The sequence below is a fragment of the Mycolicibacter heraklionensis genome, from assembly GCF_019645815.1.
GTDB lineage: Bacteria > Actinomycetota > Actinomycetes > Mycobacteriales > Mycobacteriaceae > Mycobacterium > Mycobacterium heraklionense.
Map to the genome: position 1 here is coordinate 3221492 of NZ_CP080997.1, position 15424 is coordinate 3236915.

A 15424-nucleotide genomic window follows, 5' to 3' on the forward strand; every position below is an offset into this window, starting at 1 on the left:
TCAGGCCTGCGGCGCTTCGTTCACTGCAGCCGGGGTGTCCGAGGCGTCCAGGGCCTGCCAGGCCGCTGCCGCGGCTTTCTGCTCGGCTTCTTTCTTGGTCCGGCCGACGCCGGTGCCGTAGGCGGTCTCGGACACAACGGCGGTCGCGGTGAACTCGCGGTCGTGGTCGGGTCCGGTGGAGGTGACCTGATAGGACGGCACACCCAGACCGCGGGCGGCCGTCAGTTCCTGCAGGCTGGTTTTCCAATCCAGGCCGGCGCCCAGCGTGGCCGCGGTGTCGAGCAGCGGACCGAACAGGCGCAGGATCACCTCCCGGGCGGTGTCGATGCCGTGCTGGAGGTACACCGCCCCCAACAGGGACTCCATCCCGTCGGCCAGGATGCTGGATTTGTCGGCGCCGCCGGTGTTTTCCTCGCCCCGGCCGAGCAGCAGGTGGGCGCCCAGTCCGTCCTCGGTCAGGCCCCGCGCCACATCGGCCAAGGCGGCGGTGTTGACCACGCTGGAGCGCAGTTTGGCGAGGTCGCCCTCGGGCCGGTCCGGGTGGCGGTGGAACAGCTCGTCGGTGATGGTCAGTCCGAGCACGGCGTCGCCCAGGAACTCCAGGCGCTCATTGGTGGGCAGGCCGCCGTGCTCGTAGGCGTAGCTGCGGTGCGTGACGGCCAACGTGAGCATTTCGTCGGGCAGGTCCACGCCGAGTGCATCCAGCACGGCTTGCCGGGGTCGGCTCACCGCTCACCGTCGTCGCTCGGCCCGGCGCCGTCCTGCGGTTCCAGCATTCCCGCCAATTTCGCCCAGCGCGGATCGATCTTGTCATGGTGATGGCCGGCCTCGGCGGTGGCCAGCACCACCCCGCAGTCCGGACACAGTCCCGGACAGTCCGGGTCGCACAACGGGGACAATGGCAGAGCCAGGCCGACCGCGTCGACGATGGCCTGTTCGAGGTCTACCGCGTCGTCGACGACCCGGCCCATCTCGTCGTCGTCAGTGGTGGCATCGGTGGTGCTGTCGGGGTAGGCGAACAGCTCAGTCAACTCGACCTCGATGTCGCCGGTCAGTGGTTGCAGGCAGCGCGCACATTCGCCCGCAGTGTGCGCCGAGACCACACCACTGACCAGAACACCCTCGGAGACCGACTCCACCCGCAGATCCAGATCGACTGCGCCATCCGCCGGAATCGCCACCAGATCCAGCCCGATGCGGGTGGGGCTGATCCGCTGCTCATGCAGCGGCATCAACGCACCGGGGCGCCGTCCCAACCGGGAGACATTGACCACGAACGGCGCAGGCTGCTGTCGTCGTGCTGCCTTCATACCTGCGCCGGGGTGCCTCGCCATGCCGCGATTCTACGCAGCGCGTTAGTCGGCGTTCTCGGGTCAGCGAGTCGCGTAGTCGTGAGTGCCCGCGGCGGTACGCAGTTGGTGACGACCACGATTGATCGAGCGCAGCGTGCCGTTGAGGAAGTCCTCGAATTCGGCCAGTTTGGCGTCGACGTAGATGTCGCATTCGCCGCGCATCCGGTCGGCCTCGGCGTGTGCCGAGTCGATCAGCCGGGTGGATTCGGCGCGCGCCGACACCACCACCTCGTTCTGCGACACCAGCCGCTGCTGTTCCTTGATGCCCTCCTGTACGGCCTTCTCGTAGGCAGCGTTGCCGTTCTCGACCAGTCGGTCGCATTCCGCCTGGGCGCGGCTGGTGGCGGTCTCGAACTCGCGCTTGGCGGTGGCGCTCAGCCGGGCCGCTTCCTCGCGGGCTTCGCCGAGCATCCGCTCGCTGTGTCCGCGAGCCTCGGCCACCATCCGGTCAGCCTGCCCCTTGGCGTCGGCCAGCAACCGGTCGGCCTCCGCGCGAGCATGGCTGACCAGCGAGTCGGCTTCGGCGGTGGCCGAGCTGACCATCGAGTCCGCGTGCTCCTTGGCCTCGTTGAGGACCGAGTCGCGGGCGTCAAGCACATCTTGGGCGTCGTCCAGTTCCCCGGGGATGGCGTCGCGGATGTCGTCGATCAATTCCAGGACGTCACCGCGGGGCACCACGCAGCCTGCCGTCATCGGCACGCCACGGGCCTCTTCGACGATGGAGCCCAGTTCGTCAAGGGCTTCGAACACTCGGTACACGGCAGCACCCTCCAGGCATAGTTGTTGTTACTAGTGTGCCCTGTGTTACGTGTGTGACTGTGTTAGTCGCCCGGTGTGTCGGATTCTCGTCCACTCCACCGGTAGCCTGACCCGTTGAAGTCGGAGATCGGCGAAGGGCGGCCATGACGAACGGTTCTGGGGGCCACGGAGGCACCGCGACACCAGGGCAGGCTGCACAGGGCTATCCGCAACAGTCCGGCACCCCGGCGACCACCGATATCGGCCGGCTGCTGCTGAGCTGTCAGGACAGCCACGGCATCATCGCCGCGGTCAGCGCCTTTCTCGCCGAGGCCGGAGCCAACATCATCTCGTTGGATCAGCACTCGACCGCCCCCGAAGACGGGACTTTCGTGCAGCGGGCGATCTTTCACCTGCCCGGTCTGCCGGCGGCCCTCGACGGGCTCCAAGAACGCTTCGGTGCCACGGTGGCGAGGCAGTTCGCGATGGACTACCGGTTCACCGAGGCCGCCAAGCCCAAGCGGGTGGCGATCATGGCGTCCAAGACCGACCATTGCCTGCTGGACCTGTTGTGGCGCAACCGCCGCGGCGAGCTGGAGATGAACGTGGCGATGGTGATCTCCAATCACCCGGAGCTGGCCGAGCAGGTACGCCCGTTCGGGGTGCCGTTCTTCCACATCCCCGCCACCCGCGACATTCGCGCCGAAGCCGAACAGCGTCAGCTGCAGTTGCTCTGCGGCAACGTCGATCTGGTGGTGCTGGCCCGGTATATGCAGATCATCACCGGCGACTTCATCGAGGCGGTGGGCTGTCCGCTGATCAACATCCACCATTCCTTCCTGCCGGCGTTCATCGGTGCAGCGCCCTATCAGCGAGCCCGGGAACGCGGCGTGAAACTGATCGGCGCCACCGCGCACTACGTCACCGAGGTGCTGGACGAGGGCCCGATCATCGAGCAGGACGTGGTGCGGGTGGACCACACTCACACTGTCAGCGATCTGGTGCGACTGGGCGCTGATGTGGAACGGGCGGTGTTGTCGCGCGCGGTGCAATGGCACTGCCAGGACCGGGTGATCCGGGTGGGCAACGAAACGGTGGTGCTCTAAACGCTGGCGGTGGCCGTGATTTCGCCGGCCTGACGCCACGCGTCGCGCTCCGCGGCGAACGCGGCCGTTTGTTGCCGGCGGAACCCCGCGATGCCCTCGGCATTGCCGTCCAGAAACCGGCGGTAGGCCCGCAGCGAGAACTCGCCGTCGGCGATGTCGACCCGGCCGCGTCCGGCGGCCATCTCAGCACGTAACTCCAGTAGCTCCTCGGCTTCGACCGGATAGAAGCTGATGCGGTCGAAGTAGCGCAGCAGCCACGGAGTTTCGGGGTCGAACAGCCCGGCCGTGGCGTGCCGGTGGTTCCACACCTGGGTGGTGCGCCCGACGAACTGGTACCCGCCGGGCCCCTCGATACCGTAGATACACAGGTAGGCCCCGCCGATCCCGACGGCGTTCTCCGGCGTCCAGGTGCGGGCCGGATTGTATTTGGTGGTCACCAGCCGGTGTCTGGGATCCAGCGGGGTGGCCACCGGCGCGCCGAGGTAGATATCGCCCAGGCCCAACACCAGGTACTGCGCGCCGAACACGATGTCATACACCTGGGCGATGTCGTCGAGTCCGTTGATGCGCCTGATGAACTCGATGTTCGACGGGCACCACGGAGCGTCGGCCCGCACCCCGTACATGTAGCGGCGAATGGCCTCACGGGTGGCCGGGTCGTCCCAGCTCAGCGGCAGGCGCACCGAGCGGCTCGGCACAATGAGCTCATCGCAGGGCGGCAGGGCGTCGTCGATGGCGGCCACTTCGTCGATCACCTCGGCACACGAGAACTGTTCGGCGTCGAACTGGATCTGCAGTGACCGCACACCCGGAGTCAGTTCGGCCAGCCCGGGCAGCCGACGTTCACGGAGTTGGTCGTAGAGCACCTGTATCCGCGCCCGCAGCGCCAAATCCAATGTCATCGGCCCGTATTCGAGCAACACTCCACTGTCACCGGCGCGCCGCAGCGTGACGGCCGTCCCATCACGTCCGGTGTAGCGCTGCAACACTCCGTCGTCACCGTCGCCGGAGCGGGAGACCACGACCGGCCATGCCGCGCGCCGCTGCACACCAAGCGCCGCTGACGGTGGGGCGTGGTCGGCACGGATCGGCACCAGCCGCACGGTGTCGCCGGGCGAGAGCTGTCCCAGTTTCCATCGGTCGCCGCGCACCACCGTTACCGGGCAGACGAATCCGCCGAGGCTGGGCCCGTCGGGGCCGAGCAGGATCGGGGTGTCGCCGGTGAAGTCCAGCGCCCCGACGCTGTACGCGGTGTCGTGAATGTTGGACGGGTGCAGGCCGGCATCTCCCCCGTCCGGACGAGCCCATCGTGGTTTCGGCCCGACGAGTCGCACGCCGGTGCGGTCGGAGTTGAAGTGCACGGTGTAGTCGGTGGTGGTCAGGGTGGTCATGTCGGCGCGGGTCATGAACTCCGGCGCGGCGTGCGGCCCTTCGGTCACCGCAAGCTCCCAGTGCCGGCCGATGCTGGGCTGGCTCTGGCTCGGGGCGCGGGTGAGGGACGGTGGGGCACCGCCCCGGCCGACGGCGCTGAGGCGATCCGATTCGCGCAGCGCCCGGCCGTGGTGACCGCCGAACACGCCGTGGGTGAAGGTTGCTGCGCTGCCCAGGAATTCCGGTGCGGCGATGCCTCCCTCGACCAGGACGTAGCAGCGCATCCCGGGCCCGGGAATCACCCCGATCTCAAGCATTCCACCGGCGGGGATCCGCACCGACTGCCATTGCGGAACCGGCGCACCGTTCAGACTGACCGGCACCGCGGCGCCGGTAACGCATACCCAGGCGGAGCTCGAAAACCGCAGGGCCGGTCCGGCTTTGGTGCATTCCAACCCGGCTGCGCCTTCGGGATTGCCCAACACCTGGTTGCCGATCCGAAACGACAGGTCGTCCATCGGCCCAGACGGCGGCACCCCGACATGCCAGTAGCCGACGCGCCCGGGCCAGTCCTGCACCGTGGTGAACATGCCCGGGGAGACCACCTCGATGCCGATCATGGCCGGCTGATGACCATCCGCACCGGTGTCGGGTCGAAGCCGTTGCACGGGTTGTTGATCTGCGGGCAGTTCGACACCAGCACCAGAGTGTCGGTCTCCGCGCGCAGGGTCAGGCTCTTGCCCGGGGCCGAGAGGCCGTCGACGATGCCCAGCGTGCCGTCGGCTTCGACGGGGACGTTCATGAACCAGTTGATGTTGGAGACGAGGTCGCGTTTGCCCAGGCCCCACCGGGCGCCTTCGACGAGGAAGTTCTCCACGCAGGCGTGCTGGTGGGCGGTGTGATGCCCGTAGCGCAGGGTGTTGGATTCCTGCGAGCAGGCCCCGGCGAGGGTGTCGTGGTTGCCGACGTCGTCGGCGACGACCGTCATCAGGGCGGTGCCGTCGGCGCTGCGCAGCATCGATCCGGTGCTCAAGAAGATGTTGCGCTCGGCTGCGACGGTGGCCTGGGCGCTGTAGCGGCGGGTGCGGTCGGCGGCGTCGTAGAGCAGGCAGTCCACCGCCTGGTTGCCGTGCAGGTCGATGATCTGCAGCAGGTCTCCGGCGCGCACCACCGCCGACCACGGCGCGCGGGCGGCCACCACCTCGTCGGAGAGGATCTGCGCGGGGTTCGTCATGATCGCGTCCCCGATCCGGCGGCCCAGGCGGCCTCGGTGTTCTGCACCGCGCGTTGGTATTCCGGGTCCTGGTTGGCCAGGTCGGCCAACTGCTCGCCGGCTTGCCAGCCGAGCACGTCCAGCGCGCCCTCAGGCGGGTCGGGATCCAGCGGGTGGGCAGCGTTGGCCAGCACCAGCACCACCGGCAGGTGGACCAGCAGGTCGACCGCGGCGCCCGCACCCGCGGACCCGGTGAATTCCAGTGCGCCGCTGGCGGGGTCGACGCGGACTCCGCGGAACAACGACACCGACGGTGCCACGTCTCGAATGTCCATGCCGTGCTTGGTCGCCCCCAGCAGCAGCAACTGGCGGCCGGTGGCTTCCGGGCCGCAGAGCATGTCGTGGTGGCCAGAAGAGTCGGCGACGACGGTGGCCAGCACCCGGCCCTGATCGGACAACAACGGATGGCCGACGCCGAGGTATGCCTGCCACGGCACCTTCATGGTGTCGGCGACATTGAGCCGTTCCCAGGGGGCCTCGGCGCGGTACAGCAGCAGGTTCGCGCACGCGCCGCCCTCGATGTCGACCAGCCGGACCCGGCTGCCACGGGCCAGCACCTTGGTGGCGTAGCCGCCCGCCGGGATCGACTCTGCCCAGATCATCGTCGCCGGGTCGACGTCGCCCGGGGCCGTCGGGATGCGCATCGACGCGCGCTGCACCTGAGCGCGCGCATGTGAACGCGCCCCGTCGGTGGAATCGGTGCGTGGATTGTCCATGACAGGAAGCTAGCACATTTTCTATCAACTGACAGGTTTTAGTGCGCCAGACCTCGCGCGTGATAGGCAGTAAGGCGTGCAGACCGATCGACGAGGGCGTCCCCGCCTGGTGGCTTCCAGCAGGCCGGGCCGCAGCGCGCGCGACGAGATCCTCGATGCCGCGGCGGAGTTGTTCACCACCGTCGGCTACGCCGCCACCTCGACCCGGCGCATCGCCGAGAGCGTCGGGATTCGGCAGGCCTCGCTGTATCACCACTTCGCCGCCAAGGACGACATCCTCGACGCGCTGCTGGCCGACACCGTCGACACCTCCGTGCAGCTGGCCGCCGAGCTACTGGCCGAAACGGGGCCGAGCGCTCCGCGGTTGCACACGCTCCTCGTCGCCGACACCGCGCAATTGTGCGGCGGCGCCTGGAATCTGGGCACCCTGTATCTGCTTCCGGAGCTCCGCCTCGAGCGCTTCGCCGCCTTCCGCCGGCGCCGCAGCGAGTTGCGCAGCCACTACCAGGAGCTGTCGCGTGCGGTGATCGCCGACCATGGTGGTCCAGCCGATGCCGACGACCTACCGTTCCGGTTGGTGGAGGCGGTGATCAACCGCCGCTCCGACGACGGCTGCTGTCCGCCGGATTATCCGTGGACCATCGCCGAAGCGGCGCTACGGGTGCTGGGCTGCACCAGCGGGTTCACCACGATGCGCACCTCGACCGAACACCGTTTGGCGCTGGCGCCGCAGTAGGTCAGCGCCCGGCCAGCTTGGCAGCCAACCTACGGTTCACCGGCTCGGGCAACAGGTCGGAGACATCACCGCCCATCGACGCCACTTCTTTTGCCAGCGAGGACGACACGAACGAATACCGCGGGGTGGTCGCCACGAAAAACGTGTCGACACCGGCGATGTGCTTGTTCATCTGCGCCATCTGCAGCTCGTACTCGAAGTCGGTGCCGGTACGCAGACCCTTGACGATCGCGGTCAGCCCTCGCTCGCGGACGAAGTCGACCACCAAGCCCTGACCCGACTCCGCGCGGACATTGGGCAGATGCGCAGTGGCTTCGGCGATCATCTCGAGGCGCTCGTCCAGGGTGAACATGCCCTTCTTGGCGGGATTGACCAGTACGGCGGCCACCACCTCGTCGAACTGGGCGGCAGCGCGCTCCAGGATGTCGACGTGTCCCAACGTCACCGGGTCAAAGGAACCGGGGCATACCGCGCCACTCATGGCTCATGACGCTAGCAGCCCGACCGCGAAGACGGCTCCGGTGAAGGCCTGAACTGTGGACCTGGTGCCAGCTAACTGCAAGTATTCACCCATGGCCACGCCGGTAGTGAGCCGTGAGGTGGAGTCGCGCCAGATTGCCGAGTTCCTCGGCTCGGTGCCGGCTGGGCCGGCCGCGCTCATCCTGGAAGGCGAAGCAGGCATCGGAAAGACCACCGTCTGGCTGGCCGCCCTCGATCACGCCGAACAACTCGGCTACCGGGTGCTGTCGTCCCGGGCGGCTCCCGCGGAGTCGGTCCTGGCGTTTTCCTCGTTGGCCGCGCTGCTCGAAACGGTGGACGACTCCGTATTGGCCGGCTTGGCAACACAACAGCGTTTGGCCATCGATCGGGTCTTGTTGCGCGTCAGCACCGACGGACCGGTCACAGATCAGCGCGCGACGACGGCAGCGTTTGTCCGGGTGGTGGAGCGGCTGTCCGAAGACTCTCCGGTCCTGTTGGCATTGGACGACTTGCAGTGGGTCGATCCGCCCAGCAAGCAGGTGGTCTCGGCAGCGGTGCGACGGCTGACCGGCCCCGTTGGTCTGCTCGCCACTGTGCGCACCGGCGCCGGCGAACCACCGGTTGGGCTGACACTGCGCGCGCCGGGCCTGGTGCGTCATATCGGTCTGGGTCCCTTGAGCCCGGGTGCGCTGCACAGCGTGCTGCTCGGACGGCTGGGCAGGTCGTTCTCCCGCCCGAAGCTGCTGGAAATCCACCAGGTCTCGGCGGGAAATCCCTTCTACGCGCTCGAGCTGGCCCGAACCATTGACGACGAGTCCGCTCACACCGCTACGTCGTTGCCCGCAACCTTGGAGGGGTTGGTGCGGGCCAAGATCGGCAGCCTGACACCGGAAGTCAGGCAAGTACTGCTTACCGCGGCGTGTCTCCCCCACCCGACAGTCGGGTTGATCAGGAGCGCCCTTGACACCGACCCCGGCCGCATCGTCGCACTGCTGAAGGAAGCCGAAGTCAAGGGCATCATCGAAATCTCGGGCGAACAGCTCCATTTCGCCCACCCACTGTTGGCCCGTGGCACTTACCGCGATGCGACACCGGCGGATCGCCGGGCAATGCACCGACGGTTGGCCGGGATCGTTGACGATCCTGAACTCAAGGCCAGGCATCTCGCGCTCGCCACCACGGCCGGCGACCCGCTCACCCTGCAGGCCCTGGATACCGGCGCCGAGTTGGCGCGGATTCGGGGAGCACCGACCGCGGCTGCCGAACTTCTTGAACTTGCGATCGGCCTCGGCGGAGACACACCGCAGCGCCGAATCTCAGCGGCCATACACCATTTCAACGCGGGCGACGCTACGCGCGCCCGAGCGCTACTCAATGAGGTGATCGCTCGATCGGAATCGGGACCCGCACGATCAGAGGCGTTACGACTGCTCGGGCTCTGGAGCCTGCTCGATGGCAGTTCCCGCGATGCCGCTGAGCTGCTGGGCCGAGCACTCGACGAGGCCGGCGACGATCTCGCCCTGCGGGTGCAGATCCTGGTGCCGCTCGCGTTCGCAGAAGTCAACTCCCGCCGTCATGACCATGCCGCCCGTAGTGCCGAGGATGCCGTCACGGCCGCGATGCAGCTACCGCAGGGGCAGCTGTTGAGCCAGGCGCTCAGCATGTCCGTGCTCGTCCGGTTCCTGCTCGGCGACGGCCTGGACGAGAGCACTTTGGCTCGGGCGCTGGATTTCGAAGATCCCGAGCTTCCGATGTCGTCGTTGCTCGGGCCATCGGTGCACAGTGCGGCGCTGACGGCAGCGACCGGTCACCTGGACAAGGCCGCAGAACAGCTGCTGAACATCAGACAGCGCTACCTCGAGAGCGGTGAGGAAAGCGAACTGATTCTGGTCGCGTTCCACAACGGCCTCAACGAGCTCTGGCGCGGAGACTTCGCCAAGGCGACCCTGATCGCCGAGGATGCCATGGAACGGGCATTGCTTCTCGAGCGCGATCTCCCGCTCGCGGTTGCACTGATGCTGCGGGCCGCGGCGTCCTCCTACACAGGTGCCGAATCCGATGCTCGCCGCGATTCCGTTGAGGCGATTCGCATCTGCCGACGTTGTGACTCGCCGGAACTGGTGGCGGTATGGCCCACCACCACACTGGGGTTTCTGGACGTAACAGTAGGCAACTACTCAGCTGCCCTCGCGACACTGCAACCACGACTGCTCGCCCTGCAATCGACGCCGAAGGCCACCGAGATCTTCCTCGCGCCGTTCCTGCCCGACGCCATCGAGGCCATGGTCCACGTCGGCCGACTCGACGACGCCGGGCCCCTTGTCGAATTGCTCGAAAGCAACGGTCGCCGGCTGGACCGTGCCTGGATGCGCGCAGCCGGCGGACGCTGCCGGGCGCTGTTGTTGGCAGCCACCGGCGACATAGATGCCGCCGTCGACGTGGCGCAGCAGGCCCTCGACCAACATGACCGTGTGCCAATGCCGTTCGAACGCGCTCGTACCGAGCTGGTGTTGGGCCAGATCCTGAGGCGGCAACGCAAACGCGAAGCGGCCTCCAGAACACTGCAGAATGCACTGGCCAGCTTCGAGGAACTCGGAACTCCGCTCTGGGCACAACGTGCACGCGAGGATCTGCAACGGGCAAGTGGCACCAGGCGCCATGATCGACTCACCGCATCTGAACAACGCGTCGCCGAACTCGCGGCCACCGGCGCAACTATCCGCGAGATAGCCGCCGCCCTGTTCATCAGCCAGAAGACGGTGGAGTCCAATCTCAGCCGGATCTATCGCAAACTCGGCATCCGCTCACGCGCCGAACTCGGCCGAGTCATGAGCGAGACCGCACCGACCTGGTGATCAGCAGATTCCCAACTGCTTGCACGTTAGGTCTTGGCGCGCGGGGTCCGGCGTGGGATCCGGAGCATCCGCCTGCACGCGCGATGCCGCCGCGGCGTTGTCGGCCCAGGTTTGCGAGCGGATGTCCGGTGTCACGCACACGACGTCGCCGTCGAACGCCTCGCGCCACACGTAGCCCTGCTTGCAGGTGTTCGACCCGTAAGCGCCTGTGGGGTCACGACGCTCGGCGACCGTCCCATTCTCCTGCTGGGTACGCGCCCGCACAGCAGGGGTCACACAGACATGGTCATTCGGGATCGCCTCACGCCACACGTAACCCTGAATACACGTGTCCGGCCCATAGGGCAACGGATCGGCCTGTGCCGGCGTCTGTCCGACCAGCACCGCGAGAGCCGCGACGGGCACTGCCGACAGCGCGAACCATGCGGAGTTTGCCTTGTTCATGGTCATGACCTGTCGTAGATGCAGTGCGGAGCCTGCCCCGCTGGTTGTTCGTTGACGACCTTGCCGTCCAACGTGATCCGACAACCCAACGAACCGTCTTTGACCACCACAACCATTTGAAGCAAGCTGTCGTTGGGCCCCGCGCTGACAGATTTGCCCCACGGTGCTGATGCGCCGTAGACCCGACCACCGGGGTCGATGTCGATGGTGTCGGCCGTGCCCGATCCGGTCAGCTCGAACCGGACCTGGCCGCCGGTTTTGTCCTGCGACTGAGATGCCGACTGCACCCGAGATGCCGCAGCGGCGTTGTCGGCCTTGGTCGCCGAGCGGATGTCCGGCGTCACGCACACGACGTCGCCGTCGAACGCCTCCCGCCACACGTAGCCCTGCTTGCAGGTGTTCGACCCGTAAGCGCCTGTGGGGTCACGACGTTCGGCAACGGTGCTGTTCTCCTGCTGGGTGCGGGCGCGCACAGCCGGGGTCACACAGACATGGTCATTCGGGATCGCCTCACGCCAGACGTAGCCCTGGATACATGTATCGGGCCCGTACGGCAATGGGTCGGCCACTGCCACCGCAGCTCCCGTGAAGCCGGCGAATGCCGCGGCCACCACTGGGCCTATCAACCGGGGCGGATACTTGGTTGCCATCGACGGTCCTTTCACGAGCGATTTCCTGGACGTGACGCTATCGACCAGTTGCCGGTCTTGAATCGGGAGAATCCCTACCATTTGCGCCCCGGCGGTGCCGTTCTGCCGGCCTCCCCCTGTGCAGTCGGGGTCGGTGCTACACGCGAGACAGCGCCCGAGCGTTGTCGGCCTTGATCTGGGAGCGGATCAGCTCCCGACGTAGTCACCCCAGACCCAGCCCGATCCTCCCGGGACGTTGGGTCCGGCGATCTGCACCCACCTGTCATCCTGTCGGACCTTGACCTCGACCTGGGTACCCTTCGACACCATCCCATAAGGCTTGCCCTGGCCACCGGGCTGCGCGTAGATGTCAACATCCCCAGTGATGGTCGTCCGGTTCGCCTGCGACTGGGGTTTCTGCACGCGCGACGCGGCCTGGGCGTTGTCGGCCTTGGTCGCCGAGCGGATGTCCGGCGTCACGCACACGACGTCGCCGTCGAACGCTTCCCGCCACACGTAGCCCTGCTTGCAGGTGTTCGACCCGTAAGCGCCTGTGGGGTCACGACGTTCGGCGACGGTGCTGTTCTCCTGCTGGGTGCGGGCGCGCACAGCCGGGGTCACACAGACATGGTCATTCGGGATCGCCTCACGCCAGACGTAGCCCTGGATACATGTATCGGGCCCGTACGGCAATGGGTCGGCCACTGCCACCGCAACTCCCGTGAGACCGGCGAATGCCGCCACGGCCGCCACCGGAGAGATCAACCGGGACGGATATTTGGTTGCCATCGACGGTCCTTTCACGAGCGATTTCCTGGACGTGACGCTATCGACCGATTGCCAGTCTTGAATCGGGAGAATCCCTACCATTTACGGCCCCGACGACGCTGTTCTGCCCGCCGTCCCCTGTGCGAAACTGATCGGGTGGCCACCGAGGTGGTAGGGCGGGAGATCGAGTACCGGGCAGTGGACGAACTGCTCGCCGCGGTGCCGTCGGGCCCCACTGCTCTGGTGGTGGAAGGCGAAGCGGGGATCGGCAAGACCACAGTCTGGCTGGCCGCCGTCGAGCGCGCGCAACGCGCGGGCTTCCGGGTGTTGTCGGCGCGAGTGACACCGGCCGAATCGGTGGCCGCCTACACCACCCTGTCGGACCTGTTGGGTTGGCTGGACAACGCCGATTTAGCGGAATTGCCTCCGCCGCAACGCCTTGCCGTCGATCGCGCGCTCTCACGAGGCAGCGCCGAGGGACCGGTCACCGACCAGCGCGCGTTCGCAGCCGCCATCGTCGCGGTGGTGAAGCGTCTCACCGAGCGATCGCCCGTGGTGATCGCCATCGATGACCTGCAGTGGGTGGACTCGCCGAGTCAGCAGGTGCTCTCCGCGGTGTTGCGCCGCTTGAGCGGGCCAATAGGCGTTCTCGCGACAGTGCGAAACGACCCCGAGGATGCTGCTGCGACGGCTTGGTTGGAACTACGTCGGCCCGATATGGTGCGACGCGTCCGGGTACGGCCGCTCAGCGTCGGCGCAACGCACACGGTCTTGTGTGAAGAGCTGGGACGATCCTTCGCTCGACCAACCATCCTTCGTATCCACGAGCTGTCGGGAGGCAATCCGTTCTACGCGCTCGAACTCGGCCGTGTCATCGACGGTGACACTGCGATCCCTGAGCCGGCCTTGCCCACCAGGCTCGCCGACCTGGTGCGGAGCCGGTTGACGGACTTAGGTTCCGGGTGCACCGACGCGCTGCTTGCGGCCGCCTGCCTGGCCGACCCCACGCTCGATGTGATCGCTTCAGCCACCGACAACGACGTCGCAACCATCACCGAGATCCTTGAGGAGGCAGAGGGCGCCGGCATCGTCCGGATCGACGGCCATCGGGTCACTTACGCCCATCCGATTCTCGCCCGGGGCGTGTACACCGAGGCCACCGCGGCGCGCCGTGACCTCATGCACCGTCGTCTCGCTGACATCATCGATGATCCAGAGCTCAAGGCCAGGCATCTCGCCCTGTCCGGGACCGGCGGCGGCGTACGAACGTTGCGCGCCCTCGACGCCGCAGCCGAGAAAGCACGGCTGCGCGGGGCGCCGAGCGCCGCAGCCGAATTTCTGGATTTGGCAATAGGCCTCGGGGGCGACACACCGGAGCGGCGAATTCGGTTGGCCGCCAATCACTACGCTGCCGGCGACCCGGGCCGAGCCCGAAGCCTGCTGGAGACCACGATCGCCCACCTTGCTCCCGGCGCACTGCGCAGCGACGCGATCGTGCTGCTGGCCACGATCAGAATGGCCGACGACGGTTTCCTCGGGGCGGCTGAGCTGTTGGCTGAAGTATTGGCAACCTCGGACCCGAGCGACGCCGCCGCTGTGCAGATGACGGTAATGCTGGCGTACGCACTGTTCAACGGACGCCGCCAGGAGCAAGCGTTGCAGCACGCCGACGAGGCCGTGGCGAAGGCCGCGCTTCTCGATGAGCCGCAACTGCTGGCCCCAGCCCTGGGTATGCGGGCGACGTTGCGATTTATCAGCGGCGAAGGTGTAGCCGGGGCGGACATGCGACAAGCGTTGGAGCTGGATCCCTATCCGTTGGACGTTCCACTGGCAGCTCGTCCCGCGGTGCAGAACGCACTGCTGATGGCGTGGACCGGGCAGCTCGACGACGCCGCACGCGAACTGGCCGTCATCCGTCAGCGCTGCCTGGACCAGGGTGAGGACAGCGAACTCATCTTTCTCGGCTTCCACACCGTCCTGCTACAGGTGTGGCGGGGCAACATGGGCGAGGCGGGACGCGTCGCCGACGCGACCATGGAGCTTGCGCGGCAGCTGGGGGGTGACTTGCCGCTGTTCATCGCGTTGACGATCCGGGCCATGCATGGGGCCTACGCGGGCCGGGTCGACGCCGTTCGTCGCGACATCGCCGACGCATTGGCGGCGGCCCAGCGGAGCGGATCCCATCGAATGTTGGAGTGGCCGATCACCACGCTGGGTTTTCTGGATGTGTCGCTGGGCGACTATGACGCCGCGCTACAGGCATTGGCGCCGCTGCTGGCGGCGTCCAAAGAGATGCTGAGGTCGACGGAGATCATCGCCGCGTCGTTCATCCCCGATGCCGTAGAAGCCCTGACCGCACTGGGTCGGGCATCCGAGGCAGAGCCGCTGGTCGACGCTCTGGAGTCCAATGGCAACCGACTGGGGCGGGACTGGATGCTGGCTATCGGCGGGAGGTGCCGCGCGATGCTGCTGGCCGCGCAGGACGATCTCGCCGGGGCGGAGCGCGCGGCGCAGGCGGCGATGGCCTTCCACGACCGGCTGCCAATACCTTTCGAAAGGGCCCGCACCCAGCTGGTACTCGCTGACGTCGCACGTCGTCAACACAAGCGGGACCTCGCGACCGCAATACTGCGCGACGCCCTGGCGACGTTCGAGGATCTGGGCACATCGCTGTGGGTGGATCGCTGCCGCGCCAAGCTCGATCAGGTCAGCGGCCTCAGCGCTCGGGCAGATCTCACCGCGTCGGAACGCCGCGTGGCCGAACTGGCGGCATCCGGAATGTCCAACCGCGAGGTCGCGGCAGCACTCTTTGTCAGCCCAAAAACGGTGGAGGCCAATCTGTCTCGGATCTACCGAAAGCTCGGCATCCGGTCGCGCGCCGAACTCGGACGGGCCGTGGGTTTGGCCGAATGATAGGGAAATTCCCGATTCGCCGAGAATCCCTTCCGCTTAGCAT

The 15424-nt window shown here is 67.1% G+C and carries 14 protein-coding genes; 4 read left to right on the plus strand and 10 right to left on the minus strand.

Annotation, left to right across the window (positions count from 1 at the left end; genetic code table 11):
- From rnc to sepIVA, 3 genes are read right to left on the minus strand one after another with little or no spacing between them, the layout of a single operon-like run.
- Entirely contained in the window at positions 1-729 is a 729-nt protein-coding gene (gene rnc / locus K3U94_RS15210) for a ribonuclease III (protein ID WP_220694245.1), read from the minus strand.
- Positions 726-1334, minus strand: coding sequence for a YceD family protein (locus K3U94_RS15215; protein ID WP_082134070.1), 609 nt, complete (start codon positions 1332-1334; stop codon positions 726-728). The genes rnc and K3U94_RS15215 overlap by 4 nt, the downstream gene beginning before the upstream one ends.
- A 39-nt stretch (positions 1335-1373) precedes the next feature.
- Entirely contained in the window at positions 1374-2111 is a 738-nt protein-coding gene (gene sepIVA, locus K3U94_RS15220) for a cell division protein SepIVA (RefSeq protein WP_047319298.1), read from the minus strand.
- Between the two features lie 143 nt (positions 2112-2254).
- Here sepIVA and purU point away from each other — a divergent pair, with 143 nt between their 5' ends.
- Entirely contained in the window at positions 2255-3196 is a 942-nt protein-coding gene (gene purU, locus K3U94_RS15225; protein ID WP_230987143.1) for a formyltetrahydrofolate deformylase, read from the plus strand.
- Here the strand turns inward: purU and K3U94_RS15230 are convergent.
- The 3 genes from K3U94_RS15230 to K3U94_RS15240 are packed head-to-tail and all read right to left on the minus strand — an operon-like array spanning position 3193 to position 6556.
- The gene (locus K3U94_RS15230; protein WP_220694246.1) at positions 3193-5187 is read right to left on the minus strand and encodes a 5-oxoprolinase/urea amidolyase family protein; all 1995 of its coding nucleotides are present in this window, start codon (positions 5185-5187) and stop codon (positions 3193-3195) included. The two genes, purU and K3U94_RS15230, sit on opposite strands and share 4 nt — an antisense overlap.
- Complete coding sequence (locus K3U94_RS15235; protein WP_220694247.1) at positions 5184-5801, minus strand: urea amidolyase associated protein UAAP2; 618 nt, start codon at positions 5799-5801, stop codon at positions 5184-5186. The genes K3U94_RS15230 and K3U94_RS15235 overlap by 4 nt, the downstream gene beginning before the upstream one ends.
- Positions 5798-6556 (minus strand): DUF1989 domain-containing protein, encoded by a 759-nt coding sequence (locus K3U94_RS15240; protein WP_220694248.1) that lies wholly within the window; start codon positions 6554-6556, stop codon positions 5798-5800. Before K3U94_RS15240 ends, K3U94_RS15235 begins: the two co-directional genes overlap by 4 nt.
- Before the next feature lie 109 nt (positions 6557-6665).
- Here K3U94_RS15240 and K3U94_RS15245 point away from each other — a divergent pair, with 109 nt between their 5' ends.
- The gene (locus K3U94_RS15245; protein ID WP_275564531.1) at positions 6666-7292 is read left to right on the plus strand and encodes a TetR/AcrR family transcriptional regulator; all 627 of its coding nucleotides are present in this window, start codon (positions 6666-6668) and stop codon (positions 7290-7292) included.
- Position 7293: 1 nt separating this feature from the next.
- Here K3U94_RS15245 and coaD read toward each other — a convergent pair whose 3' ends face one another.
- Positions 7294-7773 (minus strand): pantetheine-phosphate adenylyltransferase, encoded by a 480-nt coding sequence (coaD, locus tag K3U94_RS15250; protein ID WP_047319341.1) that lies wholly within the window; start codon positions 7771-7773, stop codon positions 7294-7296.
- Between the two features lie 91 nt (positions 7774-7864).
- Here coaD and K3U94_RS15255 point away from each other — a divergent pair, with 91 nt between their 5' ends.
- On the plus strand, positions 7865-10627 hold the full coding sequence (locus K3U94_RS15255; RefSeq protein WP_220694250.1) for an ATP-binding protein: 2763 nt from the start codon (positions 7865-7867) through the stop codon (positions 10625-10627).
- Here K3U94_RS15255 and K3U94_RS15260 read toward each other — a convergent pair whose 3' ends face one another.
- From K3U94_RS15260 to K3U94_RS15270, 3 genes are all read right to left on the minus strand, one after another.
- Positions 10628-11077: a hypothetical protein gene (locus tag K3U94_RS15260; protein WP_220694251.1), complete on the minus strand. Its 450-nt coding sequence runs from the start codon at positions 11075-11077 to the stop codon at positions 10628-10630.
- Positions 11074-11721: an MmpS family transport accessory protein gene (locus K3U94_RS15265; RefSeq protein ID WP_220694252.1), complete on the minus strand. Its 648-nt coding sequence runs from the start codon at positions 11719-11721 to the stop codon at positions 11074-11076. The genes K3U94_RS15260 and K3U94_RS15265 overlap by 4 nt, the downstream gene beginning before the upstream one ends.
- Before the next feature lie 186 nt (positions 11722-11907).
- Positions 11908-12489 carry an SH3 domain-containing protein gene (locus K3U94_RS15270; protein WP_220694253.1) on the minus strand — a complete coding sequence of 194 codons (582 nt, stop codon included), beginning with the start codon at positions 12487-12489 and terminating at the stop codon, positions 11908-11910.
- A gap of 135 nt (positions 12490-12624) precedes the next feature.
- Here K3U94_RS15270 and K3U94_RS15275 point away from each other — a divergent pair, with 135 nt between their 5' ends.
- A complete protein-coding gene (locus K3U94_RS15275) occupies positions 12625-15381 on the plus strand; it encodes a helix-turn-helix transcriptional regulator (RefSeq protein ID WP_220694254.1) in 2757 nt (918 codons plus the stop codon).
- The last annotated feature ends 43 nt before the right edge of the window (positions 15382-15424 follow it).